Genomic DNA, 22,973 nt, shown 5'->3' with positions numbered 1-22,973 from the left:
GAGAGAAGGCCGCGTGAGCACGGAAGCAGTCACCTGGGCCATGGACGACGCGCCCATGCTGCTCACCGACAAGGGCAAGCCGGACACCACCGCCCGGAACGTCCTCCAGGTCCTCGGGGAGCACGCTCATAAGGACGGCAGCAACGCTCACCCCTCCGTGCTGCGGATCCAGTATCGGACCGGCTTCGACCGGCGCACCGTCCAGCGCGCGCTGAAGCGGCTGGAGGCCGGCGGGCTGATCGCCGCCGCTGGGCAGGTGAACGGCCGCACGGTGTGGAAGCTGAGCCTGCATCTGAAGCGTCCGGCGTCGGACTGGGCGGATCTGGAGCGCGGTGAGGAGGAGGAGCGGCGGGCCGCGGCGGAGCGTCAGCGCCGGTCTCGCGCGAAGCGTGTCACGCAGTCTGCGTCCGTGACGGTCACGCACTCCAACGACGTGACGCAGGCCGATGTCACGCACTCCAACGACGTGAGTCACGCACTCAAAGTCCGTGACGTCACGCACTCTGCGTCCGCACGTCACGCACTCAACGCCGCCCTAACCACCAATCAACCGTCAGAACAACCACCAGCAACACCTGTGGCTGAGGTAGGTGGGGATAGCTACCCCTCCCAGGAGCTGGCCGCCCTCGCCCCCATCGACACCGACGGCTTCACCGTCAGCGACTCGATGCGCGCCTGGGCCATCCGCGCCTTCGGCTCCCACCTGAACATCGACTACGAGACCGCCCAGTTCCTCGACCACTTCCGCGCCAACGGCGCCCGCCGCAGCAACTGGCCCGCCGAGTGGCAGAAGTGGGTCCGTCGCTCCGCGAAGTACGCCAGCGAGCGCGCCACGAACGTCTTCCACCTCCCCACCGGCCAGACCCTCACCGGCACCGACGCCACCGTCGCCGGCTGGGCCGCCCTCGCCCACCAACTCGCCCAGAACGGAGACCCCGCATGAACCCCACCGAGGCCGCCGAACTCCTCGGACACGCCGCCGCCTTCGACAACCGCAAGCCCTCCACGGCCGCCGCCATCGCCTGGGCCTCCGCCCTCCACAACGTCCCCCTCGACGCCGACGCCAAGGCCGCCGTCGCCGCCTACTACACGACCCCGCCCCAGGACCCGAACGCCAAGCTGTGGATCCTGCCCCACCACGTCCGCACCCTCCGCACGAAGATCCGCAACGCCCGGCTGGAGAACTTCCAGTACGAACCGCTCCCCAACGAGACGACCCGCGAGTACCTCGCCCGCTACCGCGGCCAGGTCGCCGCGATCGCCTCCGGCCGCGCCCCGGCCCCCACCCAGCGCCCGGCCCTGGAAGGCGGCCCGTCCAAGACGTTCATGCGCGAGCTGGAAGCCCACGGCTGGCAGGGCACCCGCCCCATGCCCGACGACGAGCCCCTCCAGGACGCCGTCCGCCGGTCCGGGCCGCTGGGCATCCAGTGCCCCACCTGCGCCGCCGAGATTGGCCGGCCGTGCAAGACCGGCCGCGGCACGAAGAAGCACCCGCTCGGCGTGCCCCTCGCCCGGCCCCACACCGCGCGCCGCCGTGCTGCGGCAGGGGAGCCCCTCACCACCCCCGGCATCGAGGACGAGGCCGCCCAGCGCCGCGCCGCCGCCGCCGCGCACCTGGCCAGCCTCACCGACGCCGAGCGCGCCCAGCTCGCCGAGTTCCAGCAGCAGCTGAGGGCGTCGTGACCGGCGCGCCCCGCCCGGCCGGCCTCGGCGGGCGCCGTGACCCCGCCCTCGCCGTCGCGTGCCCGCACTGCCGGACTGCCGCCGGCCAGGCGTGCGTGATCCCCGCGAACGGCCGCCGTACGAAGCCGCACCCGTCCCGGACCGCCGCCGCGCAGGAAGCGAGGACCGCCGCATGAAGGTCTACACCGACCCCCTCACCGCGGAGACCATCCCCGACGGCACGTTCGGCGGCGCCCGCCCCTACAGCCGCCCCCGCGGGACCGTCACGCCCCGCTGGACCCGCGAGGAGCAGGCCGCCCACCTCCAGGCCCTCGCCGACGCCATACGCGCCCCACACCCCCGCCCACGCCCCGCCAGCACCGACACCCCCACCACCTGACCACCCGACAGGAGCCCCGCCCATGCCCGAGCACTACGCGCACATCGGCGACGCGATCGGCGACGCCCTCACCCACAACACCCAGATGGCCGCCCGCCACGCCCGCGCCCGCGCCGCCGAGAACGCCCCGCCCGCCCAGCCCCTCGCCGACGAGATGCCCACCACCTGGATCACCGCCGTCGCCGACGCCATCGCCCACCACGGCCACCCCATCCACACGACCCGCCCCACCGGCATCACCATCCACCTCACCCCCCAGCAGCGCCACACCCTCCACGCCGACACCCAGCCCTACCTCCTCATCGGCTGGCACCCCGCCGGCATCGACTGGGGCCTCACCGCCGACGGCCTCCACACCACCCACCCGCAGCCCCTCACCGACACCACCCACCCGGCCGACATCGCCCACACGGTCGACCGGCTGCTGACCACCGGACAGCCCACCTGACCCGCCCACCCACCAAAGGAGAACCCGATGACCGACACCACCGACCACATCCAGCACACCTGGAACCTCACCCACCCCACCGGCGACCGCGTCACCATCGACCTCTGGACCGACGGCTACTCCGTCCGCGTCGACGGCGGCAACAGCGAGTCCACCGAAGGCGGCCGCCAGGACGTCGAGAAGCTCCTCGAGCGCTACGCCCTGCGCGGCTACTGGGTGGAGAGCGACTACCCCGTTAACGACCCCGCCGCCCACGACGACGACACCGACCCGGACGAGCCCGCCGACAAGCCCGACGCCTGCCCCGAATGCGGCGCCCCCGTCGAACACGCCTCCAACCACGTCGCCGACCACCGCCAGGGCGACGCGTGGTTGTGCACCGGCTGCCGCTGGGGCGAGTGGATCTGACCCGCCTGACCGCCCATCCGGTTCCGGCCGGCCACGCGCGAAGGGCCGCCCCGCAGGTAGGGCGGGGCGGCCCGGCACCCATCCCACCACACCACCCCGAGGAGACACCCCATGACCACCAGCCAGCACCTCGCCGTCATGCGCCTCATGGAGAAGCTCAGGGACCCCAGCGTGCGCTACAACCGCTGCCTGCGCCGCGCCTGGCGGACCCTGACCGGCAGCACGGAGAACGACCAGGCGATCGAGCAGGGCAACGCCGCGCTGCTGGAGATCGAGGCGATCGTCCGCGAGTGGGTCGCCGCGAACCCGGCGCACACCCAGGCCGCCGTCCGGCCCGTCGAGGAGACCCGCTGATGGCCGCCGACTGGTGGGGCCGACTCGATGTCGTCGAGGCCCTGGAAGAGAACGGCTGGATCGGCGACGCGGACATGCCGCTGAGCATCCTGCGCCACCCCTCGGGCGCCGTGTGGGCCGTCGTAGGAGGCACCGACGACTCGGGGCTGGACTGCCCGGGCGGGGCCGTCATCCAGTTCCCGAGCGACGTGCCCTCAGCCGTCATCATCGCGGCCTGCCTGGCCGCCGCCCGCACCGCCGAGCCCCCGCGGTGACGACCGTCCTGTACGTCGCTGGCGGCTGGCTGGCCCTCTCGGCCGCCACCGCCGGCGCCTACACCACCCTCCGCCACCTCTACACCCGGAGACACCGTTGACCACGCGCCGTGACCTGAATGACTGCGGATTCAGCAGCGAGACCATCGCCGCCGAGTACGAGACCGACGCCGCCCTGAAGGAAGCCGGGAACGATCTGACGGACCCGTACTTCGCCGCCGCCTGGGCCGCCGAGCAGGAGCAGCGGCACCTCGACTGGGACTACGCCCAGAAAGCCCAGCCGTGACCGGCCCGTCCGCCCCGCGGCCCGCGGGCCCGCTCGTCTGCCGGTGGTGCCGTATCCCCCTCACCACCGACCGCGCCCGCTGGTGGGACAACCAGCCCGAGTGCCGTGACCCGCACGCCTGCACCGACCGCATCTGGAGAACCCTGTGACCGGCCCGTCCTCCACCCCGCGCGGCGAGCACACCCCGCGCCCCGGCATCACCTGGACCACCACCGTCGGCTGGACCGGCGAGGAGGTCGTCGACGACGACACCCCGGACCCGCCCCGCCCGAACCGAGCCACCCGCCGCGCCGCCGCCCGAGCCCGAAGGAAGACCCGATGACCGACCTGCAAGCCACCCTCCGCGACCGATTCGGCGCCGCCGTCAGCCCTCCCCTCCTCGACCTCCACGGACGCCCGCGCCGGACGCACACCCCAGAAGCCGTTCAGGCCGTCTGCGAAATCGCCGACTCGGTGCTGGCCACAGGGGACGCCGAGATCCAGCGGCTGCGTTCCTACGTTGACCGCTACCGCATCGGCCTGGTCGGCATGTCCCGCCGGGCCACCCGCTTCCGGATCGCGTGGCGCAACGCCCGACAGCGCGCCGCCCGCTACCGGGCCCGGCTCACCACCGCCAATGCCCGCGTCGCCGAGCTGGAGCAGGCCCTCGCCGACGCCGACGCCACCCAGCTCCACACCGACGGCGCCTGCGAGGCCGTCCAGCGAGCCGAAACCGCCGAGGCCGCCCGCGACCGCGTGCGCGACATCGCCGACCAGATCGCCCTCGGCGGCCCGTGGGGCCGCGGCACCGCCCAAGCGATCCGCGACGCCCTCGACGGGCCCGCCCGGCCCGGCCCGCAGTCCTGACCCCTGCCGGGGCGCCCACCCCGGCGCCCCGGCCCCGCACCCGTACCGCCGCACCACCCAGGAGCACCCCGTGACCACCACCGCCACCACCGCGCACCACCTCCGCCACATCGCCCTCCACTGGACCGACCTCCACCAGGCCCTCGGCGACCGACCCATCCACGGCGCGTTCGGCCGCGGACTCCGCGACTATCTCCGCACCCTGGAGCAGTACGACCGCGAAGAAGTCGCCGCGCTCCGGGCGCTCGAGCGGGACCCGGCCCAGATCGGCGAGCGGCCCGTCCCCATCTCCCTCCGCGTGTACGAGACCATGCGCACCGTCGAGAGCGCCCTGATCGAGCTGGCCGACCAGACCGCCGCCGACGTCCAGCGACCCGCCATGGCCCGCGCCCCCCGCCACTGGCCCGCGCCGGACCGGGCCCGCCGTGACGCCCTCGCCGACACAGACGCCACCGACCCCCGCCGCTGGCGCTACACCGGACGCCGCACAGCCCCCCACGCCGCCCTCTGGCTCTGCGCCCTGGTGGAGGGGCGCCCCGGCCCGTGGCGGCCCCTCACAGACGCACACAGGGCCCGCATAGGCCGCGTCGCCGCCGGAGCCCTCCACCGCATCGAGACGACCCTCGACACCAGCGCCGCCACCGCCACCCTCACCCAGCGGTGCACGAAGTGCTGCGGGGTCATCGAAATCCACGGCGGCGCCGGCACCCCGCCGCTCGCCCGCTGCACCGGCTGCGGCCACACCTGGCACACCCCCGAACCCGCCGTCGCGTAGGGCACGACGAAGCCCCCACCCGCCACAACGGCGGAGTGGGGGCTTCACGGCGTTCCGGGGCTACTCGGCGGCAGGGGGCTCCAGGTCGGTGCGGCGTCCCTGTGTGATTCGAGCCTGCCGCTCCTCCCAGTACGCATCGAACCAGTCAACCGGGTACTCCGGGCGCGACGACCCCGGTTTGAACGTGGGCGCTGGCCAGCCCTCTGCCGGGTTGGTCGCGAGGCGGTGAATCAGCGTACGGCTCTTGCCGACACGCGCTGCCAGCTTGGGGATGGTCATGGTCTCCCTCGGCTCCTCGCTCTCCGGGGTCTCGGGCATAGGGCTATCCTCCCGCGAGGTGTGGACAATGTCCACACTTCTCGCTACGGTCGAACCAGCACAACGGAACGGCCCCGGCCATATGGCGTTGCACCGCCGGCCGGGGCCTGCCCGCCCTCCGAAGTTGCGATCCCAGAAGGGCAGACCCGTGAAGCGTACCTACCTGTCTCAGCAGGACGAAGCCCTGCGCCGCGCCCAGGCGCTCGCCGACGCCCGCCCCTCCCACGCCGCGGTCCTCCTCGCCGCCATCGCCGACCAGATCGGCGACCGCCGCACCTCCCACCAGGTGTTCGCCGGCGACCTGTGGCTGCGCGCCTGCTCCACCGCCGTCCGCCGCGTCCTCCACGGCCTGTGCGAGCACACCGCCAACAACGCCGTCGTCATCGCGCTCACCGCCCGGCCCGCGCCCCGCCCCGGCGAGACGAACGGCGAGTACGCCCTCCGCCTCCGCGCCGCCGCCCGGAGCCTCTGATGACCAACCAGACGCCCGAGCCCACGGCCGACGAGCTGCGCGCCCTCCTGGCCGTCGTCCGCGACGCCATCGCCCTCCCGCACCCCGCGACCTTCGCCGACGCGGAGACCCGCGCCCGCCTTCTCACCGCGCGGGCCATGTACGCGGAGGTCGTCATCGATCAGGCCCTCGCCCACGGCGCCGACACGCAGTGGGCCACGGACTACCTGCGGGCCCGGCTCGCCGAACACCCGCCGACCGGCTACCGGCACACGGGCGAGACGGAGGCCGGCCGATGAGCGAGCCGCAGACCCGCGAGCCCGTCCGCGCCGACGACCCGCGCGCCCAGGACGCCATCAACTACGCCCGCGCACAGGAGCACCGCGCCTGGCAGACCAACCGCGACCAGATCAACCACGGCGCCGAGACGACCCCCGCCCACTTCGCCCGCTGAGGAGCACCCCATGCAGACCACCACCGCCTTCACCACCGCCTGGCCCGCCGGGGTCATCGCCCGCTACCTCACCGTCGCCGGGGCCGCCCTCGGCCGCGACGACCTCACCGTCGACGTCGAGACCCTGACCACCGTCGACTACGACGACCCCTACGCCACCCGCAGCACCTGCCGCGCCTGCGCGGCCCGGGACGAGCGGGACTACGACCAGTACCGCAACTACCGCGACTACGGTGCCGAGGCCGTCCGAGCGCGGGCCTCGCAGGACGACGCCCGCAGCTGGGCCCAGGCCCACGCCGAGACCTGCCGCGCCCTGCCCCGCCCCGCCTGACCCGCCCGCCGCCCCGGCCGGGCCCGCACCCCGCGGGCCCGGCCCCCTTCCGCCCCGGAGCAGCACCATGACCACGACGCGCCACCGCGTCCCGCCCGTCCTCATCGGCGCCCTCCTCCTCGCCGCCCTCTCCCTCATCTGGTCCGCCTACGCCATCACCGACCTCATGCAGGCCGGCAAGTTCGGCCTCTCCGTCGCCATCGCAGGCGACATCGGCTGGCTCACCATCCTCTGGGCCGAGTACCGAGGCATCGCCATCGCCGGCCGCACCTGGGTCGCCCCCGCAGCCGGATGGGCCATCGCCCTCGGCGTCGCCGTCCTCCTCGCCCTCCACGGACACGACGCGAACAGCTGGGGCCAGGGCATCGCCGGACCGTTCGTCGTCCTCGTCAGCAAGTGCGTGGGCACCATCGCCGTCGCCTCCCTCCGTGACCCGGCCGCGCTCACCGCCGAGCAGGAAGCCGCCATCCACGAGGTGATGCGCGACAGCGAGTACACCGCCCGCCTCAACCAGGCCGAGCGGGACCGGATCGACCGAGCGGCCGACGCCGAGATCGCCCGCATCCGCGCCGAAGCCCGCATCACCCTCGCCCGCGACGACGCCGACTTCGAGATCGCCCTGGAGCGCATGGAGAAGCGCGCGCAGATCGAGCGCCGCTCACCCCTCGCGCTCACGAGCGGACCCGTGTACGCCCCGAACCCGATCACCCGCGAGCAGCCGAGCGAGCAGTTCGCGAACACCCCGAGCAACCCGGCGAACACCCCGAGCACGATCACCCCGAACACACCCCTGAACAGGCCGAACCCCGATCGCGAGCAGCCGAGCATGGCCGCGATCGTCCGCGAACAGCTCGCGAACACCGCGAGCACCGACGACGCGATCACCCGCGTGCTCGCGATCATCCCGAACGCCAACCGCGACTCCGTCGCCGCCGCCGTCCGCCGCGAGCGCAAGAAGAACCCCATGAAGGGCGGCTACGCCTGATGGCCGCCCTGTGGCCCCTGTGCGCGGTCGCCGCCGCACTCGGCCTCTACGCCTGCCGCCACCGCCCCGCCGCGCCCGCGCTCCTCCCCCTCCTCCTCGTCATCCTCGCCGCCCTCACCGCGGCCCTGTGGAGGCCCTGATGACCCAGCCCACCCGCCCCGTCGCACCGCCCCTCGGCCCCCCCGCGCCCCCCGGCACACCCGACCTCCCGCCCTGGCGCCGAGCCGCCGAACCCGCCCCGGCCGCCGAAGGCCCCGACTGGCTCGACCAGCTGTGGGACGCCACCACCAAGGACTTCACCCCCACCCCACAGCCCGAACCCGACCCCGACGACGACACCCACGACGAGCCGGACCACACCCCGCCCCCACCCCCCTGGTTCACCCCCCAGCCCGCGTACTGGCCCACACCCCCCGCCCTGCCCAAACCCTCCCTCAGCGACGGAACCAAGCGCTTCCTCAGCAACGTCGGCGCCGGTGCCGCCGGATACGCGGTCGGCCTCACCCCCACCCTCGGCAGCCTGATCGCCGAATGCGGCCAGACCTACTCCATCAGCGCCGCCCTGATCCTCGGCGGCGGCATCTGCGGCATCGCCGCCTTCTGGGACCGCCGCACCCGCCACTGGTACCGGCCCCTCGCCTGGGCCGCCCGCATCCCCCTCGCCTCCGCCATCACCGCCCTCGCCCTCTACGCCCCCGCCGCCCACCCCTGACCCTCAAGGAAGACACCCGATGTACGAGCACGCCCAGTACGTCCAGATGGCCGCCGAAACGTTCTCCGTGGGCGGCAGGCTCCTCGGCTCCGTCGGCGCCGGCGCCATCGCGACCGCCCTGACCGTCGCCATGTTCGCCGGCATCAAGGAGCCCAAGGCCGCCGAGGGCAAGAAGGCCGGCAAGCAGCGCCGCAAGCTCAACAGCACCGAGGCCAGCGCCATGGGCCTGATCGCCGGAACCTTCTACATCACCGCCGGGTCCATCTGGACCGTCGGCAAGGAAGTCTCCAACGGCTTTGCGTCCATCTTCACCAGCGGCGCCTTCGGCCACGCGGGGCTCGGCGGCGTCGCCCTGATCCTCTCCGCGTACCTCTTCTACCGGGCCCCGCGCCCCGGCTGGGCCGCGTTCCTCGGCATCCTGGCCGCCGGTATCTTCTCGGCGGCCGGAGGGATCTGGGGCCTGCCCGAGTTCCTCCTGCTCCTCCTCGCGCAGAAGCTCGGCCTGCTGTGACCGCCGCCGAACTCCCCGCCGAGGCCGCGCCCGAGGAGGGCCACGACCGGCCCCACCTGGAGCTCGTCCCCGCACCCGGTAGGACGGCCCCTCGCGTGCCTGACCTGCGGCCCTACCTGCCTACCCGCACCGACCTGCGCGCCCCGCTCGCCGGAGTAGGGGCCGGGGCCCGCGTCCTGGTCCGGCGAGGCTGCGCCTGGATCGCCAAGGACGGGTGGGTCTGGGACGGGTGGACGAAGCTGGGCGCCGTCGCCGGCGGCGTCTACGTGGGCCTCCCCGCGGCCTGGACCGTCGTCCAGGACGTCACCGGCCCGTACGCCGCGTTCGTGCCGACCGCCGCCGTGGTTGGCGGCTGCATCGCGGCCAAGCGCGCCGCCCCGCCCCGGCCCGGCCAGAAGCCGAAGCCCGCCCCGGACACTGCCCCGGCCGTCGAGGACCTGGACGACGAGCCGGAGCACCCCGACGACGCCCCGGAGACGGTCGGGCCCGACGAGATCGCCGCACTCATCCGGGAGGTCGCCGCCCGGCACGGGCACCAGGGCGCGCACCTGGAGGACCTCCTCGACGAGCCGCTCCTGACCGGCTGGGACAAGGCCGAGCTGAAGTCGGCGCTCACCGACTGGGGCCTGCCCGTCGAGAGCTTCAAGCTCCTCTTCCAGACCCCCGACGGGAAGCGCCAGCGAGTGCGCGACGGGGTGCGCCTGCGGCACCTCCCGCCGGCCCCCACCCCGGACGCCGACGAGCCCCCCGCCCGCACCCTCGCCGCGGTGCCCTCCCAGCCCCCGCCCGGCACCCCACCCGCACCCCCCGGCGAACCGGCCGCCGAAGCGCCCGCCGAACCCTCCCCAACCACACCCGCAGCCCCCTCCCAGGGGCACAGGTAGCCCGGTAGTCGTCGCAGGTCAGCACCACGACTACCCGGCCGCCTACCCCCGCCTACCTACCCGCCTACCGCCCCGGAGCCCCCACGTGTACCGCTACCGCTGCACCCAGTGCCGCACCACCTCGCCCACCGCCCACACCCGGCACGAGGTCGAGGCCGAGCGAGACCGGCACCGGGACCGGGCCCACGCCGGACACATCCCGGACGGCGAAGAGATCCAGACCCACACCCCGCCCCCGCGGCCCGGACAGCCGACCCGACCCCTGCACTACCTCGCGTACGCCGCCCTCGCGGCCGTGCTCGCCCTCACCCTGTGGGCCCGCCTCACGGTCTGACGCCCACCCAGAAACGCCGGAGCGCCCCCTCCTACCGCCAAGCAAGCGGGGGCGCCCGGACCCCATCCCCACAGAGACAGGAACCCCATCATGGCACTCCGCAAGACCATCCCCCAGGACGAACTCCGCGACCGCCTGACCCCCGAACAGCGCCAGCAGCACGCCACCGACTACCACAGCAGCCGCGGCGGCTGGATCCGCCCCAAGGACAAGCCCGTCCCCGGCGCGCAGGAGAAGAGATGATGGAGGACATGACGAAGCCCGACCAGCCCGGCGCACACCTGACCGTCGAGGACATCGCTCGCCGTCTCACTCAAATCCGCGACGCCCGCGATGACGGCGAGGCCGCCCACCAGCTCACCGACGGCCTTCACCTCGACGTGCTGGCCACCATCGCCGCGGGCGCGCCGGACGCGCCGCTGCTGGCCGCCGCCGCGTTGGGCACGGAGGCCATCGACTTCGATCGCTGGTATGCCTGACCGCCTGCCACACTGGACCCTCACGCCGGGTAGCGCCCGGCACCCGGCCCCGCCGCGCACCCCGAGACGCGGCGGGGCCCTCGCCGTTGTCACCCCCCGGCCGTACCGTGGACACGTCCCCATCCGCGCGACTGGCTGCCGTGCGGCACTCGGACCCGCCCCGCCCGGAACAGCGCCCGCGCGGGGCGGGCACACGCCAGGATGCGCCATGCACGAGCACACCACCCTGACCGTCACCGGCTTCGTCGGAGCCGAACTCTGCGTCGTCACCATGCGATACCCCCGCCAGTGCTGGGACGACGTCACCGAAGCCGACCGGGAAGAACTCCGCTCCACCGCCCGATGGCGATTCGCCAACTGGGCCCGCGACGAACTGGGCACCACCCTGCCCGACCACCAAGTCAACGCCCTCGCCGTGGCCGCGACCTGAGCACCCAGCCGAGACACGAGCAGCTTGACGAGACGAAACGGATCGTCTTACAGTCCAAGGCAGATCCGGCATGCCCGGAAACAACCAGCCCCGCCAGAGTGCGGGGCTTCGTCGTACCCGGTCACGCCCACCACGAGGCGGCACCCATGCCCACCACCCCACCCACCCGCTGCACCGACCCCGAATGCCACCACCTCGCCACCACACGCGGCCGCTGCGACACCCACCAACCCACCCCCTGGCGGGGGCGCGACGACAAGGCCGCCCGGTACGGCATCAGCTCCGGCCGCTGGCGCACCCTCAAGCGCCGAGTCACCGACCGAGACAACGGCTGCTGCTACATCTGCGGCGCCGAGCAGCCCAACCCCGACGCGTACAACGAGGACGACCCGGCCACCTGGCCACACGAACTCGACCACGTCATCCCCATCAGCGAAGGCGGAGCGGCAACCTCCCTCGACAACCTCGGCCTCGCCTGCGCGACCTGCCACGCCGAGAAGAGCAAGGCCGAAGCCGCACGCGCCAACGTCAGACGCCGTCGCGCCCGCTGAGGCACAAGACCCGCAGGAGGACGCGATGATCGCGCAGAAGCTCGCACAGGCCCTCGCGGACTACTACCACGAGCTGATCAAGCACGGCCTCCCGCACGAGACCGCACACCAACTCGTCACCGACGCCGGCCGTGACCCGCTGCTCCTCGCTGACCTCCTCCCCGCCCCGACGGACGACGTCAAGACCACGACCCCGAGCACCCCGCAGCAGGGGGTAGGGGTGTCGGAATCACGAGACTGATCGCCAGGGGGCCCGCCGCGGTCAACTGGAAGCACGCACGCTCAACCCAGTGACCCCCCTTGGCCCGGAAGGCGGTGCACACCCCATGGCGTCTCCGAAGCCCCGCCCTGCTGGTCTCAAGCTCATCGAGGGCCGGGGCCCCGGCCGGGACTCGGGCGGCCGGAAGGTGACCGAGCCGCCCGCGTTCAAGCGGCTGCCGCCGGAGGCGCCGGAGTGGCTGCCCGAGGAAGCGCGCGCCGAGTGGGATCGGGTGGTCCCCGAACTGGCACGGCTGGACCTGCTCAAGCCGGTCGACCGGTCGGCGCTCACGGCGTACTGCCTGACGTGGGACCGGCTGGTGCAGGCGCAGCGCGAGATGGACGCGGACGGTTCGGTGCTGTCGGAGAACTCGCAGGGCCGGGTTCGGCATCCGGCGGTGGCGGTGATCGAGTCGGCGTCCAAGGAGCTGCGGGCGTGGGCCGCCGAGTTCGGGCTGACCCCGAGCGCGGAGGGCAAGGTCGCCCGGCAGGGAGACGACGATGGGGACGAAGCGAACCCGTTCGCGGGCTCCGGCTGACGCCACGGTGGCGCCGGCGGCGCACCTCGACGAGGAGCTGCTGGCGGGGCTGAAGCTGTCTCCCGAGGTGGCGTGGTACCTGGCCGAGCGGGGAATCCCGCTGCCGGACTGCCCGCCGAAGACCATGACCCCCAGTCCGGGCGAGGCGCCGGGCGCGGTGTTCGACCCGGACCGTGTCGATCGGGTGCTGCGCGCGTTCCACCTGCTTCGGCACACGCAGGGCAAGTGGGCGGGGAAGCCTCTGGACCCGGACCCGTGGCAGGTGGCGTACATCTTGGCGCCGGTGTTTGGCTGGGTGCGGTGGGACGACGAGGCCGGCGGGTACGTGCGGATCGTCCGGAAGCTGTACGTGGACGTGCCCCGACGCAACGGGAAGACCACGCTCAGCGGCGGTATCGCCGTGTACCTGATGGCGGCGGATGGCGAACCGGGCGCCCAGGTGTACGCCGCGGCCACCAGCGAGAAGCAGGCCCGGTTCACGTTCGACCCGATCCGGCAGATCGCCGAGCGGGCTCCGGCGCTGAAGGGGAACGTCCGGGCGTTCACGAAGAAGATCACGCACCCGGCGTCCGGCTCGTACTTCACGGTGGTCAGCAGTGTCGCTGAGGCGATGCACGGCGCGAACGTTCACGGCGGGATCATCGACGAGCTGCACGTCCACAGGTCGCCGGACCTGGTGGAGACGATCGAGACCGGGACCGGCTCTCGCCGGCAGCCGCTCGTGGCGACGATCACCACGGCGGACGACGGCAAGCAAGAGTCGATCTACGACCGGAAGCGGCAGTACGTCGAGCAGCTGGCGCGCCGGGTGCTCACCGACCCGGACACCTACGGGGTGATCTGGGGCGCGGACGAGAGCGACGATCCGTTCGCGGAGGCCACGTGGCGGAAGGCGAACCCCGGCTACGGGGTGTCACCGTCGGCGGCGTACCTGCGGGGCGCGGCGGCCGAGGCGCGGCAGTCGCCTGCGGACCTGGCGAAGTTCCTGCGCCTGCACCTGGGGCTCCGTACGAAGCAGAGCACCAGGTACCTGCGGATGGAGGACTGGGACGCGAACGCGGGGCTGGTCGACGAGGCGGCGCTCGCCGGGCGCGAGGCGTGGGGCGGACTCGACCTGGCCAGCACCAGCGACCTGTGCGCGCTGTGCTGGCTGTTCTCGGACGACGAGACCGGCACGGTGGATGCGCTGTGGCGGTTCTGGACGCCGGAGGCGAACCTCAAGTCGCTGGACAAGCGGACCGCGGGCGCCGCGTCGCGGTGGGTGCGCGAAGGCTACCTGGTTGCCACGCCGGGGAACGTCGCTGACTACGACTTCATCCGGGAGCAGATCCGCCGGGACCGGGATGCGTTCCGGGTCCGGTCGATCGGATACGACCCGTGGAACGCGTCGCAGCTGACGAACGACCTCGTCTCCGAGCGGGCCCCCATGGTCAAGGTGAGGCAAGGCTTCCTGACCATGTCGCCTGCGATGAAGGCGATTCAGCGGCTCGTGCTGCAGGGCACCCCGGAGTCGCCGGCGCTCAGGCACGGCGGGCACCCGGTGGTGCGGTGGTGCGTCGACAACCTGGCGGTGGCGATGGACCCGGCGGGGAACGTGAAGCCGGACAAGGCGAGCAGCGGCGACAAGATCGACGGAGTGTCGGCGTTGGCGACGGCGATGTCCGAGGTGCTCGCGCGGCCGCCGCGGCGGAAGTCGAAGTACACGGACGACGAAGAGATCATGGTCGTGTGAGCGGCCGGAAGGTTGGGGGCGCTCGTGTTCAGGTGGTTCGCATGGCGCCGTACCGCGGTCCGGCACCGCGTGGTCGTCAACCTCGCCGACAAGGCGTTCAACGGGATTCTGTGGGCGCAGCGCGGCCCGCTCCTCGTGCTGCGTGACGCGCAGCTGCTGGAGGCCGGGCGGGCGCCGCAGCCGGTGGACGGCGAGGTCGTCATCGAGCGGTCGCGGGTGGAGTTCACGCAGGTGCTGGCGGGCGGGGGTGGCTGATGTCGTTCGTCGTGTCCTCCGGTGAGCTCGCCGTCACGGGCGCCGGCGTCAGCACCGGGTATGCGCCGCCGCTGATCCGGGCGGCGCCGTGGGAGTACGCGGAGATCTGGCGGCGTCAGCCGCAGGTGCGGACGGTGATCGGGTTCCTCGCCCGGAACGTCGCCCAGCTCGGCATCCACACGTTCCGCAGGCTGTCCGACACCGACCGGGAGCGGCTGCACGACCATGAGATGGCGCGGCTGCTGGCGGAGCCGATGCCGGGGCTGACGCAGTACCGGTTCGTCGAGCGGATCGTGTCGGACATCGCCCTGTACGACACGTGGTACGGGATCAAGCTGCGGTTGAACGGGCGGCTGCGGATCCTGCCGGTGCCGCCGACGCTGATCCGCCCGTACGGCGGGAACTGGATCGCTCCGGAGGTGTTCGAGACGGCGAGCGGCCAGCAGCTCACTCCTGATCAGGTCGTGCACATCCACGGCTACTCGCCGCACGACCTGGTCGCCGGTGACTCGCCGATCGAGTCGCTGCGCGAGCTGCTCCTCGAAGCGGACGAGGCGGCCAAGCACCGGGCGAAGATGTGGAAGGGCGGCGCCCGCATGACCGGGGTCATCACCCGGCCGGCGGACGCGCCCGACTGGAGCCCGGAGGAGAAGCGCCGGTTCCGGGAGATGTGGCGGGCGTTCGCTGACGGTGGCGGGTCGGAGGGCGGCACGCCGATCCTCGAGGACGGCATGGAGTACGAGACGGTCGGCTTCAACCCGGAGCAGGCCCAGTACATCGAGAGCCGGAAGCTGACGCGGGAGGAGTGCGCCGCGGCCTACTTCATCCCGCCGCCGCTGATCGGGATCCTCGACCACGCCACGTACTCCAACATCAAGGAGCAGCACGCCCACCTGTACCAGGACACGCTGGGGCCGTGGCTGGCGATGCTGGAGCAGGAGTTCGTCGCGCAGGTCCTGCCGGACCTGGAGGACCCCGACGACGTGTACGTGGAGTTCAACATCGCGGCGAAGATGCGCGGGAGCTTCGAGGAGCAGGCGGCTGCGGCGTCCACTGCGGCGGGCGGGCCGTGGATGACGCGCAACGAGATCCGCGCGCGGAACAACCTGCCCCGGGTGGAGGGCGGCGACGAGTTGATCGTGCCGCTGAACGTGACCGCCGGCGGTCTGGCGTCGCCGCGGGACACGGCGCCGAAGGCCCGGCTGCCGCGCCGTGCCGTCAAGAGCGCCCGGCCGGAAGGGCTGGGCACGGAAGCCGGGGCGCGCGAGGAGTTCGCGGATGCGCTGGTGCGCTGGACCGAGCGGCAGACCGAGGCCCTGCAGCGGGCCGCGGGCGCGAAAGCGGACGGGGTGCCGGCACTGCTGGAGCTGTGGGCGGAGGGGCACGAGGACCGTCTCGCGCAGCTCACCGCGCTGCTGGCGGAGTACGGGTTCCGGCTGGCGCAGCTCGGGGCGTGGGCGGTGCTGGATGTGTGGAATCCAGAGGCTGAGGGCTGGTCGGCGGACGTGATGTTCGCGTGGATCCTCGCGGCGGCCGCGTCGCACGCCGAGCAGCACGAGGAGGCCGGGCGGCTGGCGGTCGCGGCCGTGCAGACGGAGGGCGGCGACTGGCGGGCGGGCCTGGTATCGGCGGGCGCCGACTGGGCGACGTCGGCGGCGGCTCGGGCGGAGACCGCGGCGACGGAGACCCGGTCGTTCGGCAGTCACGACGCGGCCGGGGCGTCCGGGCTGACGGTGAAGGTGTGGCGGACCGGGGGGAAGAACCCGCGGCCGTCGCATCGGGCGATGGACGGGGAGCGGGTCGCGATCGACGACGTGTTCTCCAACGGGCTGCGCTGGCCGGGCGACGGGTCGGGCCGGGTCAAGGAGCTCGTGAACTGCAACTGCACTCTCGACTATGCGAAGGAGGGCTGACGTGCGCACGAAGGATTTCACCGCTCGGGTGAAGGCCGCGGGCGTCGCCGACGGGCTGGCCGAGGGACAGTTCCTCGCGCTCGTCTCGGTGTTCGGCAACGAGGACTCGATGGGGGACGTCGTCCGGCCGGGCGCGTTCACCGAGACCCTCGCCGAGTGGTCGGCGAAGGGCGACCCGATCCCGGTGATCTGGTCGCACAACTGGGGTGATCCGTTCGCCCACATCGGGACCGTCGTTCGGGCGACGGAGACGCTGGAGGGCCTGGAGGTCCTCGGGCAGATCGATGACCTCGGCGTCAACCCGACCGCCGATCAGGTGTACCGGCTGCTGAAGGGGCGCAGGGTCACGCAGTTCTCCTTCGCGTACGACGAGATCGAATCGGCGTGGGTGAAGGACGACGAGAACCGGTGGGGCGGGTACTGGGAGCTGCGCAAGCTGAGGCTGCACGAGGTCGGGCCGTGCCTCGTCGGCGCGAACCAGGAGACCGAGCTCCTCGCCGCGAAGGCTGCCGGGCTCGTGCGCGGCGCGAAGGCCGGCCGGGTCCTGTCCCAGGCCAACTACGACACCCTGAAGTCGGCGCACGACGCGATCGGCGAGGTCCTCGCGTCCGCGACCCCCGAGAAGCACACGACTCCGGACCAGACCGGCCGGCCGGGACCGGCGGCCGACGGCACCACGCCGTCCGCCGAGCCTCAGTCCTCGCCCGCCAAGGGACTACCGGACGACGACGAGCTGCGGGCCCTGGTCGCCCGGCTCGTGGCCGCCGAGCTCACCAAGAGCGAGCCGGCCGCCAACCGCACCACCGACAGCAGCACTGACGAGACCACGCCGGACCTCCGCGAAGCGCCCTCCCCCGAGGACGCCGCCAAGGCCGCCGCCGCCTCACGTCTGCGAACCGAGGTCGAGCTGTTCCTGCTCGACGACGCGCTCACGGAGATGAGGTAGCACATGCCCAGCAAGACCATGCAGGACTGGATCGACGAGGCGAAGCACTGGGCGATGGAGGCCCGGAAGGTCGCCGCGAAGTGCGAGCAGGAGGACCGCGACTTCACCGCCGAGGAAGCCGGCCAGCTCCGCGAGTACATGGCCAAGGCCACCGCGGCGAAGGCCGAGATCGAGAAGCTCAAGGGCAACGAGGAGCTGCGCCGCTCCCTGATGGAGCTCGGCGACGACATCGCCCTGAACGCGAAGACGGACGACGACGGCAAGCGGCGGACGGCGTCGGGGTTCGAGCTGCCGTCCCGGGGCAAGTCGATCGGTCAGCAGTTCATCGAGAGCGCCGAGTACAAGTCCCTCCTGGCCACCGCGCCGAACGGTCAGTTCGGGGCGAAGCAGCGCGTGCAGTCGGGCCTGGCCGGGTTCAAGGCGCTGGTGACCGGCGCGTCCGACACGTCCGGTGGCGCGTTCGTCGTGCCGGACCAGCTCGGCCTGCAGGTCGGCCTGGACGCCTTCCAGCGGCCCCTGCGTCTGCGGCAGCTCGTCACGCAGGGAACGACCACGTCCGACAGCGTCGAGTACGTCCGCATGACGTCGTTCACGAACAACGCGGCGCCGGTCGCCGAGGCGACGACCGCAGACGCCCCGACCGCTCCGGGCACCGCCGGCGCCCTGGTGCAGCCCGCCGGCGGCGGCTACAAGCCGGAGTCGGCGCTCGCCGCGGTCAAGGTCCAGGCGCCCGTGCGGACGATCGCGCACTGGATGCCGATCACCAAGCGCGCGGTGTCCGACGCCGCGCAGGTCGTGACCCTGATCGACGCGTTCCTCCGCTACGGCCTGGAGGAGGAGCTCGAAGACCAGATGGTCCAGGGCGACGGGACCGGCGAGAACTTCGAGGGCATCGCCAACGTCAGCGGCGTGCAGGCGCAGGCGTTCGACACGAACCTGCTCACCACGCTCCGCAAGGCCAAGACGAAGGTCCGCACCGTCGGCCGGTCCAACCCCAACGGCGTGCTGATGCACCCGACCGACCTGGAGACCCTGGACCTCACCCAGGACCTGGAGGGCCGGTTCTACTTCGGTGGCCCGGCAAGCGTCGGCTCCGCGCAGACGGTGTGGAACATGCCGATCGTCGAGACCGAGTCCGTGCCGGTCGGCACCGCCTACGTCGGTGACTTCCGCAAGGCGATCCTGTGGGACCGCGAGCAGGCCACCATCCAGATGACCGACTCCCACCTGGACTTCTTCGTGCGGAACCTCGTCGTCATCCTGGCGGAGATGCGCGCCGCGTTCGGTGTGATCCAGCCGAACGCGTTCGTCGAGGTCGACCTCGCCGCCTGATCCGCGGTGGCCCTGTTCACGCAGCGGACCCCGTCCGGCCGGTGTCCCGCATGCGGCGCAACCCACGCCGTGTGCGGGCCGCCGTCGGACACGGTCCCTGTCGACGCCAACATGAGGGAGGTGTCCGCCGTGGGCGGACCGCTCAGGAAGTACCGGTACCGCGGGACGGTGCTGAAGCTGACCAGCCAGGACGCACAGCGGCTCGGGCTCGGCGAAGACGACGTGCTCGGCGAGGCGCCGCCCGTGGAGACGGTCGAGCTGCCCGACGACGCGTCCGAGGCCAAGGCCGGCACGGCGCAGAACAAGGCCCGTCCGGCCTCCGCGAACAAGGGCGGCCGTCGGCGCCGTACGGAGATCCCGCCGTCGACGACCGTCGTCACCACCCATGGCACGCCCACCACGGGCGCTGCGGGCGGCGGCGGGGATGCGGGCGACTCCACCGGCACGGACGGCGGGCCGGGCGGTGCCGGCTGACGACTACCTCGCCGACCCGGCCGAGCTCGCTGTGCTGGTCGGCGCCCCGGCCGACGACCCGCGGCTGCTGCTGCAGCTGCGTAACGCCTCGCGCCGGTTCCGGGGCGCCGTCGGCCACCGGGTGACGCTGGTCGAGGACGACACGGTCGTGCTGGACGGGACGGGACGCAGCTCGCTGCTGCTGCCGGTCTGGCCCACCACCGCGGTCACCAGCGTCACCCTCGACGGGGTGCTGCTGGCCGAGGGCGCCGACTACGAGTGGTCGCCCTCCGGGGTGCTGCGGCGGGCGGGCGGCGGACGATGGCCGGACCGGCTGCGGTGCGCGACGGTGGTGTACTCCCACGGCTGGGCGGTCGTGCCTGAGGACATCGCCGAGGCGGTCCTCGACAAGGCTGCCGCCATGTACAAGATCCCGATCGGGGTGGCGTCCAAGGCGGTCGGCGGGCAGTCGGTCACCTACGGGGCGCAGCAGGCGATCGGCGTGACCGACCAGTGGGACAAGGCTGTGCAGCGGCACAAGGTCCGCACGAGCGGGGACCTGTGATGGGCTGGTTCACCGAGACCGCGGTACGGATCCGCGCCGGCCGGACGCCGACGCGCGGCAACCCGGACGGGGTGGAGGACTGGTCGCCCGGCGCGGTCGACCGGCTGGCCCTCAGCGGGTTGAATGTTCAGCCGCGCGTGCAGGCGGAGAGCACCGACGACGACCGGAACGCGGTCATCACCGGGCTGCGGGTGCAGTCCGACGAGGGCGTCGACCTCGACGTCACCGCGCGGGACCGCATTGAGTGGCGCGGCGAGGTCTACCAGGTCGACGGCGATGTCGCCCGCTGGCCGGACCCCGTGGTCGGTGGCGTCCACCACGTCGAGTTCAACCTGAAGCGGGTCACCGGATAGGAGGCGCCGATGCTGCAGCGGCTGGTCCTCGACGCGCGGGGCATCCGCGAGTTCCTCGGCGGGCCCGAGGTGCGGGCGATGGTCGACGGCGTCGCCGAGGACGTCCGTGCCCGCGTCCGGGCCAAGCTGCCGCCCGGCACGCTGGTGCGGACGAGGAAGTACACCACCGACCGTGGCGCGGCGAGCGTCACGATCGCCGACGTGCGCGGCATGGGCTGGCAGGCGCGCGACGGCGTACTGACCCGGGCGGCGGGTGAGCTCGGGATCGAGGTCCGGGACTGGCGGGCGGGCCGATGAAGCCGCTCACCGCGTTCCCGGACGTGCAGGCCGCGGCGGCGCGGGTGCTGCGTGAGGCTTTGGCAGGGCGGCCGGAGCCTCACGCGGCGGGCGCCACGGTGGGCACGCGGGTGCCCACCGACCGGAGCCCGGAGACGCCGCGTCTGCCGTATGTGCTGGTCCGCAAGGACTCCGACTTGCCCCACTCCTCGATGGCGAACTCCCGCTGCACGCTGCGCTGCACCGTGTGGCACGTCGACGAGGACCAAGCCCACGACCTGGCGATGCTCTGCCAGGGCCTGTGGATCGTCCACTCCGGTGACGTGATCCGCGGGGTGCGGCCGGCGACCGGCCCGCTCCCGGCGGTCGACCCGGACACCGGCATCGACCTGTCGACGTTCACGGTCCTCGCGAACGTGCGGCCCGTGCTGCTGTAGCCGAACCGCGACGCCCCCCTCTCTCCCCCCTTTTCTGATCCCGAAGGAGGCGCCATGGCCGGCGACCCCACCAAGGCGAACCTGTGGACCGACGCTGACGTGTACGTGTCCTTCGACCTGTCCGCGCCCCTGCCCGCCGACGTCGACACCCCGTTCGGCCCGCAGTGGGAACTCGTCGGGCTCCTCGACGGCGACGAGGGATTCCCCGAGTCGCGCGAGGAGGACACCGACGACAAGTACGCGTGGGGCGGCATCCTCGTGAAGACGAGCCGCACCCACTTCAAGCTGACCAAGTCCTTCACGGCGCTGGAGGACAACGCGACGGTGCGGCGCCTGGTGTGGCCGGGCAGCACCGCCACGCAGCTCAAGGTCCCCCGCCCGAAGCAGGTCCTCGTCGCGTTCGAGGTCCGCGAGGGCACCAAGAAGCGGCGCCTGGTCACCGCGCAGTACGCCGAGTGCAACCTCGACGGCGACCGCGGCGAGAACGAGACGGACCTGGAGTCGGCGACGATCGCCGCGACGATCTTCCCCACCTCGGACGGGGTGCTGTTCGACCGGCAGGAGACACCGGTGCTGCAGTCCCTCGCCATCACGCCGGCGTCGCTGCCACTGACGGTCGGGGAGATCGGTGCGCTGGTGGCGACCGCGACGTACGACGACGCCTCCACGCAGGACGTCACCTCGGCGTGCTCCTGGTCGTCGTCCGACCCGGCGGCGGCCACCGTGTCGTCGGGGTTCGTCACCGGCATCGCGGCCGGCACGGCGACCGTCACCGGCTCGTACGGCGGGATGACCGACACGAGCACCGTCACCGTCTCCTGAGAGCGCCGGGGCGCGGGAGTTCGTCGCGGTTCGCCCGCGCCCCGGTACCAGCGAACCGCGATCAAGGGGAAGGGAACCGCGACATGCGCCTGACCGTCACCGACGCGGACGTGGCCCGCAAGGCCCGAGAGCTCGGCCTGCTCAAGGAAGGCGAGGTACTCCCGGCGCACCTGCGCAGCCGGGTCGTGGCCGCGCTTCTGCAGGAGCAGACACCGCGGGTCCGGGCGGCGGCCGACGTGCCGCTCGCCCAGTCCATCCGCGTCCAGCCCGGTACCGGCGTCGAGATCGACGGCCGGCCGTTCCCCTGGCTGATCCAGGCCGAGACGATCGAGGTCGTCCTCGACCCGTCCGGGTCCGGCCTGGTCCGCCTGACGATCCCCACCCAGTCCGTCGAGATCACGAAGAGTGAAAGCGAGTAGCAGCATGACCGGAACCGCGACGCCCGCCGACCACGAGGTCGCCGACTTCAACCTGAACACGGTGCAGGCCGAGACTGAGCTGCGCCCCTTCCGGTTCCTGTGGGCGAGCGAGGACAACCCCAACCGGCGCCTGACCATGCAGCACCTGGAGGCCCTGAACGTGTGGCCGCTCCTGGCCGCCGCGGACGGCGGTGACGCGGGCGCCATGGCCGCGATCTTCCGCGAGGCGCTCGGCCAGGAGCAGTGGGCCGACTTCCGCGCCACGCCGCTGCCCCAGTACAAGCTCAAGGCCCTGTTCAACGCCTACCGGAAGCACTCGGGTGTCCAGGAGCCGGGGGAATCGGCGGCCTCGTCCGGCTCCTGAGCAAGCACCGCGACGAGGTCGAGGCAGACCTGCGCGAGACCTACGGCGTCCGGCTCTCCGACCTGTTCATCCGGGACGAGGCCGGGCGCCGGCGGCTGACGTGGCGGGAGCTTGGCGTGCTGGTGCGCCAGCTCCCGGCCACCGCCCGGACGCGCCTCGCGCAGGGCGACACGGACGGGCTGTGGGGGCTGGGAGAGCACCTGCAGGCCCTCACCATCGACGAGCTGCGCATCGCGAACTGGCAGCGGTCGAACACGGGCGTCAAGCGCGGCAAGCAGACCAAGCAGCCGCCGCCCATCGAGCGGCCGGGCACCAGGAAGCGCCGCACCAAGAACAGCCCCGAGCGGATCGCCAAGCGCAACGCGGCCCGGCAGCGGGCGGCCGAGCGGCGCGCAGCGATCGCCCGAGGCGAGATCACCTAACCACCCGGCACCGA

General features: G+C 72.8%; 43 protein-coding genes. 42 read left to right on the top strand and 1 reads right to left on the bottom strand.

The window, feature by feature from the left end; all coding sequences use genetic code 11:
- Window positions 1–13: 13 nt before the first annotated feature.
- The 12 genes from CP974_RS08445 (at window position 14) to CP974_RS08400 (ending at window position 5,433) form a co-directional block, all read left to right on the top strand.
- Window positions 14–943: a helix-turn-helix domain-containing protein gene (locus tag CP974_RS08445; protein ID WP_031135446.1), complete on the top strand. Its 930-nt coding sequence runs from the start codon at window positions 14–16 to the stop codon at window positions 941–943.
- Window positions 940–1,683 carry a zinc finger domain-containing protein gene (locus tag CP974_RS08440; RefSeq protein ID WP_051839919.1) on the top strand — a complete coding sequence of 248 codons (744 nt, stop codon included), beginning with the start codon at window positions 940–942 and terminating at the stop codon, window positions 1,681–1,683. The genes CP974_RS08445 and CP974_RS08440 overlap by 4 nt, the downstream gene beginning before the upstream one ends.
- Window positions 1,684–1,855: 172 nt before the next feature.
- Complete coding sequence (locus CP974_RS08435; protein ID WP_031135441.1) at window positions 1,856–2,062, top strand: hypothetical protein; 207 nt, start codon at window positions 1,856–1,858, stop codon at window positions 2,060–2,062.
- A 22-nt stretch (window positions 2,063–2,084) separates the two neighbouring features.
- Window positions 2,085–2,510, top strand: coding sequence for a hypothetical protein (locus tag CP974_RS08430; RefSeq protein WP_150485789.1), 426 nt, complete (start codon window positions 2,085–2,087; stop codon window positions 2,508–2,510).
- A gap of 27 nt (window positions 2,511–2,537) precedes the next feature.
- On the top strand, window positions 2,538–2,918 hold the full coding sequence (locus CP974_RS08425) for a hypothetical protein (RefSeq protein WP_150485773.1): 381 nt from the start codon (window positions 2,538–2,540) through the stop codon (window positions 2,916–2,918).
- 111 nt (window positions 2,919–3,029) lie between these two features.
- Entirely contained in the window at window positions 3,030–3,272 is a 243-nt protein-coding gene (locus CP974_RS08420; protein WP_085921484.1) for a hypothetical protein, read from the top strand.
- Window positions 3,272–3,526: a hypothetical protein gene (locus tag CP974_RS08415; RefSeq protein ID WP_051840198.1), complete on the top strand. Its 255-nt coding sequence runs from the start codon at window positions 3,272–3,274 to the stop codon at window positions 3,524–3,526. Before CP974_RS08420 ends, CP974_RS08415 begins: the two co-directional genes overlap by 1 nt.
- 97 nt (window positions 3,527–3,623) lie before the next feature.
- Entirely contained in the window at window positions 3,624–3,812 is a 189-nt protein-coding gene (locus CP974_RS08410) for a hypothetical protein (RefSeq protein ID WP_031137411.1), read from the top strand.
- Window positions 3,809–3,961: a hypothetical protein gene (locus CP974_RS29545; RefSeq protein WP_158936036.1), complete on the top strand. Its 153-nt coding sequence runs from the start codon at window positions 3,809–3,811 to the stop codon at window positions 3,959–3,961. Before CP974_RS08410 ends, CP974_RS29545 begins: the two co-directional genes overlap by 4 nt.
- The gene (locus CP974_RS29540) at window positions 3,958–4,134 is read left to right on the top strand and encodes a hypothetical protein (RefSeq protein ID WP_162887736.1); all 177 of its coding nucleotides are present in this window, start codon (window positions 3,958–3,960) and stop codon (window positions 4,132–4,134) included. Before CP974_RS29545 ends, CP974_RS29540 begins: the two co-directional genes overlap by 4 nt.
- Entirely contained in the window at window positions 4,131–4,658 is a 528-nt protein-coding gene (locus CP974_RS08405) for a hypothetical protein (RefSeq protein WP_150485788.1), read from the top strand. The genes CP974_RS29540 and CP974_RS08405 overlap by 4 nt, the downstream gene beginning before the upstream one ends.
- A 70-nt stretch (window positions 4,659–4,728) precedes the next feature.
- Window positions 4,729–5,433 (top strand): hypothetical protein, encoded by a 705-nt coding sequence (locus CP974_RS08400; RefSeq protein WP_051840136.1) that lies wholly within the window; start codon window positions 4,729–4,731, stop codon window positions 5,431–5,433.
- A 60-nt stretch (window positions 5,434–5,493) separates the two neighbouring features.
- On the opposite strand, the gene CP974_RS08395 is transcribed toward CP974_RS08400, so the two are convergent.
- Window positions 5,494–5,712 carry a hypothetical protein gene (locus CP974_RS08395; protein ID WP_051840141.1) on the bottom strand — a complete coding sequence of 73 codons (219 nt, stop codon included), beginning with the start codon at window positions 5,710–5,712 and terminating at the stop codon, window positions 5,494–5,496.
- Window positions 5,713–5,899: 187 nt separating this feature from the next.
- Between CP974_RS08395 and CP974_RS08390 the strand changes: the two genes are divergently transcribed.
- From CP974_RS08390 to CP974_RS08255, 30 genes are all read left to right on the top strand, one after another.
- A complete protein-coding gene (locus CP974_RS08390; RefSeq protein WP_031137016.1) occupies window positions 5,900–6,223 on the top strand; it encodes a hypothetical protein in 324 nt (107 codons plus the stop codon).
- The gene (locus CP974_RS08385) at window positions 6,223–6,501 is read left to right on the top strand and encodes a hypothetical protein (protein WP_031137018.1); all 279 of its coding nucleotides are present in this window, start codon (window positions 6,223–6,225) and stop codon (window positions 6,499–6,501) included. The genes CP974_RS08390 and CP974_RS08385 overlap by 1 nt, the downstream gene beginning before the upstream one ends.
- Window positions 6,498–6,656, top strand: a complete 159-nt coding sequence (locus CP974_RS29535) for a hypothetical protein (protein WP_158100765.1) — start codon at window positions 6,498–6,500, stop codon at window positions 6,654–6,656. The genes CP974_RS08385 and CP974_RS29535 overlap by 4 nt, the downstream gene beginning before the upstream one ends.
- Before the next feature lie 10 nt (window positions 6,657–6,666).
- Complete coding sequence (locus CP974_RS08380; RefSeq protein ID WP_150485787.1) at window positions 6,667–6,987, top strand: hypothetical protein; 321 nt, start codon at window positions 6,667–6,669, stop codon at window positions 6,985–6,987.
- 67 nt (window positions 6,988–7,054) lie between these two features.
- Window positions 7,055–7,972, top strand: a complete 918-nt coding sequence (locus CP974_RS08375; protein ID WP_031137022.1) for a hypothetical protein — start codon at window positions 7,055–7,057, stop codon at window positions 7,970–7,972.
- The gene (locus CP974_RS29530; RefSeq protein WP_158100763.1) at window positions 7,972–8,112 is read left to right on the top strand and encodes a hypothetical protein; all 141 of its coding nucleotides are present in this window, start codon (window positions 7,972–7,974) and stop codon (window positions 8,110–8,112) included. The genes CP974_RS08375 and CP974_RS29530 overlap by 1 nt, the downstream gene beginning before the upstream one ends.
- On the top strand, window positions 8,112–8,684 hold the full coding sequence (locus tag CP974_RS29525) for a hypothetical protein (protein WP_159311463.1): 573 nt from the start codon (window positions 8,112–8,114) through the stop codon (window positions 8,682–8,684). Before CP974_RS29530 ends, CP974_RS29525 begins: the two co-directional genes overlap by 1 nt.
- 19 nt (window positions 8,685–8,703) lie before the next feature.
- Window positions 8,704–9,195, top strand: a complete 492-nt coding sequence (locus CP974_RS08360; RefSeq protein ID WP_031137250.1) for a hypothetical protein — start codon at window positions 8,704–8,706, stop codon at window positions 9,193–9,195.
- Window positions 9,192–10,079: a hypothetical protein gene (locus tag CP974_RS30680; protein WP_150485785.1), complete on the top strand. Its 888-nt coding sequence runs from the start codon at window positions 9,192–9,194 to the stop codon at window positions 10,077–10,079. The genes CP974_RS08360 and CP974_RS30680 overlap by 4 nt, the downstream gene beginning before the upstream one ends.
- Window positions 10,080–10,164: 85 nt before the next feature.
- The gene (locus tag CP974_RS08350; protein ID WP_037936697.1) at window positions 10,165–10,413 is read left to right on the top strand and encodes a hypothetical protein; all 249 of its coding nucleotides are present in this window, start codon (window positions 10,165–10,167) and stop codon (window positions 10,411–10,413) included.
- A gap of 90 nt (window positions 10,414–10,503) precedes the next feature.
- The gene (locus tag CP974_RS29520) at window positions 10,504–10,656 is read left to right on the top strand and encodes a hypothetical protein (RefSeq protein ID WP_158100778.1); all 153 of its coding nucleotides are present in this window, start codon (window positions 10,504–10,506) and stop codon (window positions 10,654–10,656) included.
- An 8-nt stretch (window positions 10,657–10,664) separates the two neighbouring features.
- Window positions 10,665–10,892 (top strand): hypothetical protein, encoded by a 228-nt coding sequence (locus tag CP974_RS08345; protein ID WP_140160824.1) that lies wholly within the window; start codon window positions 10,665–10,667, stop codon window positions 10,890–10,892.
- A 208-nt stretch (window positions 10,893–11,100) separates the two neighbouring features.
- Window positions 11,101–11,322, top strand: coding sequence for a hypothetical protein (locus CP974_RS08340; protein ID WP_031129060.1), 222 nt, complete (start codon window positions 11,101–11,103; stop codon window positions 11,320–11,322).
- Window positions 11,323–11,468: 146 nt separating this feature from the next.
- Window positions 11,469–11,873: an HNH endonuclease gene (locus CP974_RS08335; RefSeq protein ID WP_031129062.1), complete on the top strand. Its 405-nt coding sequence runs from the start codon at window positions 11,469–11,471 to the stop codon at window positions 11,871–11,873.
- A 25-nt stretch (window positions 11,874–11,898) separates the two neighbouring features.
- A complete protein-coding gene (locus CP974_RS08330; RefSeq protein WP_031129063.1) occupies window positions 11,899–12,114 on the top strand; it encodes a hypothetical protein in 216 nt (71 codons plus the stop codon).
- An 85-nt stretch (window positions 12,115–12,199) separates the two neighbouring features.
- Complete coding sequence (locus CP974_RS08325; protein ID WP_031129064.1) at window positions 12,200–12,670, top strand: phage terminase small subunit P27 family; 471 nt, start codon at window positions 12,200–12,202, stop codon at window positions 12,668–12,670.
- Entirely contained in the window at window positions 12,633–14,402 is a 1,770-nt protein-coding gene (locus CP974_RS08320; RefSeq protein WP_051838991.1) for a terminase large subunit, read from the top strand. The genes CP974_RS08325 and CP974_RS08320 overlap by 38 nt, the downstream gene beginning before the upstream one ends.
- 24 nt (window positions 14,403–14,426) lie before the next feature.
- A complete protein-coding gene (locus CP974_RS08315; RefSeq protein WP_031129066.1) occupies window positions 14,427–14,657 on the top strand; it encodes a hypothetical protein in 231 nt (76 codons plus the stop codon).
- Complete coding sequence (locus tag CP974_RS08310) at window positions 14,657–16,570, top strand: phage portal protein (RefSeq protein WP_031129067.1); 1,914 nt, start codon at window positions 14,657–14,659, stop codon at window positions 16,568–16,570. The genes CP974_RS08315 and CP974_RS08310 overlap by 1 nt, the downstream gene beginning before the upstream one ends.
- A 1-nt stretch (window position 16,571) precedes the next feature.
- Window positions 16,572–17,516 carry an HK97 family phage prohead protease gene (locus CP974_RS08305; RefSeq protein WP_031129068.1) on the top strand — a complete coding sequence of 315 codons (945 nt, stop codon included), beginning with the start codon at window positions 16,572–16,574 and terminating at the stop codon, window positions 17,514–17,516.
- Between the two features lie 3 nt (window positions 17,517–17,519).
- A complete protein-coding gene (locus tag CP974_RS08300; protein WP_031129069.1) occupies window positions 17,520–18,848 on the top strand; it encodes a phage major capsid protein in 1,329 nt (442 codons plus the stop codon).
- Between the two features lie 129 nt (window positions 18,849–18,977).
- Window positions 18,978–19,322, top strand: a complete 345-nt coding sequence (locus CP974_RS08295) for a hypothetical protein (protein ID WP_140160825.1) — start codon at window positions 18,978–18,980, stop codon at window positions 19,320–19,322.
- Window positions 19,312–19,866, top strand: coding sequence for a head-tail connector protein (locus CP974_RS08290; protein WP_031129071.1), 555 nt, complete (start codon window positions 19,312–19,314; stop codon window positions 19,864–19,866). Before CP974_RS08295 ends, CP974_RS08290 begins: the two co-directional genes overlap by 11 nt.
- On the top strand, window positions 19,866–20,219 hold the full coding sequence (locus CP974_RS08285) for a hypothetical protein (protein ID WP_051838994.1): 354 nt from the start codon (window positions 19,866–19,868) through the stop codon (window positions 20,217–20,219). Before CP974_RS08290 ends, CP974_RS08285 begins: the two co-directional genes overlap by 1 nt.
- A gap of 9 nt (window positions 20,220–20,228) precedes the next feature.
- A complete protein-coding gene (locus tag CP974_RS08280) occupies window positions 20,229–20,516 on the top strand; it encodes a hypothetical protein (RefSeq protein WP_031129072.1) in 288 nt (95 codons plus the stop codon).
- Window positions 20,513–20,932, top strand: a complete 420-nt coding sequence (locus CP974_RS08275; protein ID WP_031129073.1) for a hypothetical protein — start codon at window positions 20,513–20,515, stop codon at window positions 20,930–20,932. Before CP974_RS08280 ends, CP974_RS08275 begins: the two co-directional genes overlap by 4 nt.
- 54 nt (window positions 20,933–20,986) lie before the next feature.
- Window positions 20,987–21,754 (top strand): Ig-like domain-containing protein, encoded by a 768-nt coding sequence (locus CP974_RS08270; protein WP_031129074.1) that lies wholly within the window; start codon window positions 20,987–20,989, stop codon window positions 21,752–21,754.
- Window positions 21,755–21,837: 83 nt separating this feature from the next.
- A complete protein-coding gene (locus CP974_RS08265; RefSeq protein WP_031129075.1) occupies window positions 21,838–22,173 on the top strand; it encodes a hypothetical protein in 336 nt (111 codons plus the stop codon).
- Window positions 22,174–22,177: 4 nt separating this feature from the next.
- Window positions 22,178–22,537, top strand: coding sequence for a hypothetical protein (locus tag CP974_RS08260; protein ID WP_031129076.1), 360 nt, complete (start codon window positions 22,178–22,180; stop codon window positions 22,535–22,537).
- A gap of 116 nt (window positions 22,538–22,653) precedes the next feature.
- Window positions 22,654–22,959: a hypothetical protein gene (locus tag CP974_RS08255; RefSeq protein WP_031129077.1), complete on the top strand. Its 306-nt coding sequence runs from the start codon at window positions 22,654–22,656 to the stop codon at window positions 22,957–22,959.
- Window positions 22,960–22,973: the final 14 nt, after the last annotated feature.

It is taken from the genome of Streptomyces fradiae ATCC 10745 = DSM 40063, from assembly GCF_008704425.1.
Lineage (GTDB): Bacteria > Actinomycetota > Actinomycetes > Streptomycetales > Streptomycetaceae > Streptomyces > Streptomyces fradiae.
The sequence above is the reverse complement of the archived record's forward strand: the minus strand, read 5'-3'. Positions and strand labels throughout refer to the sequence as shown.